Consider the following 2,604-nt stretch of genomic DNA (forward strand, 5'->3'; position numbering starts at 1 on the left):
GCGGTGGGCGGACCGGGCGCAACCGCACGACCCCGGCGGCACCGGTGCCCAAGGGCTCGGCAGCACGCACACCGCCAAAGCCCGCACTACCGAGGATCGGTTCGCCCCCGGAGGTCTCGGCACCGACCGCCGCACCGTCGTGGTGCGACGACCGGGAGTCGGCCGGCACACCGGTCGGCAGGGATCTCGCAGCGGGGGGTGTCGACCCGGGTTCCGCTCCACGCCCGCCTGAGCGCTTCGCCGCGCCGGGAGCCGCGCTCCTCTGCACCACCGGCGGCGTCGCGGAGCCCGACCCACCGGCGTCCCCCGAAGCGCCGGCGACACCCCCGGCGGTGTCCCGTCCCCAGGCCACCAGCAGCGGCCCGCCGCCCGAGTACCGCGACCGCTCGGACACCTCCGGGCCGGTCACCCCGGCGATCAGGCCGGACGGCGCGCTCGCGCTCACCGAGTGCCCCAGCTCGCCGCCGAGCCGGTGATCGCGCCAGGAGGTCAGCCCGTCCCGGAACCGCAGCCCGTCCCCGACCGCGACGCTGCTGCGCCGGACCACCCCGTCCAGCGGCGGGAGAGCGCGCCACCCCCCGTCCCAGGCGGGACGCGCCGGCGGGGTCGGAGCGGTGACCCGTGCGTCCACCGGCTCCTGCGCGGCGGCCTTCCCACGCCGCAACCGATCCCAGAACCCCATCGGGTCACCTCCCCTCGTTCACCCTCGTGTTGATGCGCGCGATCTCGCGGACCCAGCTCTGGCGCTCGTGGTGCGCCAGGTCGAGGATCTCCTCGCGCGGCCAGTGGAAGTGGTAGGCCACGTACGCGACCTCTTCGAGCAGCCGGTCGGCCGCGTACGTCACGATTCCCCCAGGCGACCACCGGCGAGGTCGACCTCGAACGCGGTGCCGCACGACGGGCAGGACACGCCCGCGCGGGTGTGGCCCTCGCTGTTGATCCGCCGGTAGAAGTCCTGGAGGAAGGCGATGTCGGTGGCGTACATCTGCTCCACCACCCCGGCGTGGACCTCGCGGACCGTGCCGAGCTGCGTGATGACCTGGCTGAGCAGCACCACGCTGAGGTAGCCGGGGTTCTCCTTGACCCGCAGGTCGATCTGCGGCCGCAGCTCGTCGCGGGCCGTGGCCAGGCGCATCCGGCCATGCCGGTGCACCACGCCGTCGGGGTCCACGTAACCCCGCGGCAGCTCGAAGTCGAACTCGGTGCGCAGGCCGCCGCGCCCGCTCGGCCCCGCCGCCCGCTCCTGCTCCTCCTGGGGCTCGACCAACTCGTCGAGCTGGTCGAGCGCGATCGTCCGCCGCCTCATTCGACCGTGATCTCCTCGAACACCAGGGTCACCTTCTCGGTGGCCGCGCTGGACTCGCCCGCCTTGAACGAGGGGCCCTCCCACTTGCTGGCCCACGCGCGGTAGAGCGTCATGCGGCGGACCGTGTTGCCCTCGGTGTCCTTCACCTCGATGGTGACGTCCTGCCGGGCCGCGGTGACCGCGCCCTTCTCCAAGGTCTCCTTGAGCCACTTGGTGAACGTGACGCTCTGGTCCAGGCCCCTGGTGAGCGTCACCTCCCCGCCCTTCTGCGCGCCCGGCTGCTTGCGCAGCACCGGCTTGCCGGTCTCGGTGACCTGGGAGTGCTCGACGACGTCCTCCTCGACGGTCAGCCCGCTGACCTCCTGGAGGGACTCGACGGTGTACCCGCCGAGCTGGACGCCGAAGATGTGGGTGGAAAGAGCATCGCCCTCTGCCATGGGTGGTGCCGCCTTTCTGGTTCACGCCCCCGCGGGGCGGCTCATTCGCTGACGAGGCTGGTGCTGTCGGAGAACTGCGAGAGCTGGAAGACGACGAACTCGGCGGGCTTGACCGGCGCCACGCCGATCTCGCACACGACCTGGCCGAGGTCGATCGACTCGCGCGGGTTGTTCTCCCGGTCGCACTTGACGTAGAAGGCCTCCGCCGGCGTGCGGCCGAACAACGCGCCCCGACGCCACTGCTCGGTGAGGAAGCCGGTGATGTTGCGCCGGATGCTGGCCCACAGGCGGTCGTCGTTGGGCTCGAAGACCACCCACTGCGTGCCCAGCAGGATCGACTCCTCCAGGTAGTTGAACAACCGGCGCACGTTCAGGTAGCGCCACGCCGGGTCGGAGGACAGCGTGCGGGCGCCCCAGACGCGGATGCCGCGACCCGGGAACGAGCGCACGCAGTTCACGCCGATCGGGTTGAGCAGGTCCTGCTCGCTCTTGCTGATGTTGATCTCCAGGTCCACCACGCCCCGGATGACCTCGTTGGCGGGGGCCTTGTGCACACCGCGCTCGTTGTCGTTGCGGCTCCACACGCCCGCGATGTGCCCGGCGGGCGGCACGAGGGTGTTGCGGCCGTTGGCCGGGTCGAAGACCTTGATCCACGGGTAGTACAGCACCGCGTACTTGGAGTCGTAGTTGGCCTCGTCCCGGCGCCAGGTGCGGATCTTCTGCGCGTTCATCCCGGGGGGCGGGTCGAGCAGCGCGACCCGGTCGCCCATCTGCTCGCAGTGCGCGATCATCGCGAGCTGGACGGTCTTGACGCCCTCCAGGTCGATCTGGCCGCGCTTGTAGGCGCTCATGAGGTCCGGC

At 71.6% G+C, this 2,604-nt stretch carries 4 protein-coding genes and 1 pseudogene; all 5 read right to left on the reverse strand.

Going from position 1 to position 2,604, the window contains the following annotated elements; all coding sequences use genetic code 11:
* Positions 1-682 (reverse strand): annotated as a pseudogene (locus AB0G02_RS34820) (hypothetical protein); the annotation flags it as partial.
* 4 nt (positions 683-686) lie between these two features.
* Positions 687-845, reverse strand: coding sequence for a DUF6760 family protein (locus AB0G02_RS34825; protein ID WP_176947121.1), 159 nt, complete (start codon positions 843-845; stop codon positions 687-689).
* The gene (locus AB0G02_RS34830; protein ID WP_360803069.1) at positions 842-1,306 is read right to left on the reverse strand and encodes a hypothetical protein; all 465 of its coding nucleotides are present in this window, start codon (positions 1,304-1,306) and stop codon (positions 842-844) included. Before AB0G02_RS34830 ends, AB0G02_RS34825 begins: the two co-directional genes overlap by 4 nt.
* On the reverse strand, positions 1,303-1,743 hold the full coding sequence (locus AB0G02_RS34835) for a phage tail protein (protein WP_360803072.1): 441 nt from the start codon (positions 1,741-1,743) through the stop codon (positions 1,303-1,305). The genes AB0G02_RS34830 and AB0G02_RS34835 overlap by 4 nt, the downstream gene beginning before the upstream one ends.
* Positions 1,744-1,784: 41 nt before the next feature.
* A partial coding sequence (locus AB0G02_RS34840; RefSeq protein WP_360803075.1) for a phage tail sheath subtilisin-like domain-containing protein occupies positions 1,785-2,604 on the reverse strand: 820 nt, incomplete at its 5' end.

The organism is Actinosynnema sp. NPDC023658 (genome assembly GCF_040639995.1).
Lineage (GTDB): Bacteria > Actinomycetota > Actinomycetes > Mycobacteriales > Pseudonocardiaceae > Actinosynnema.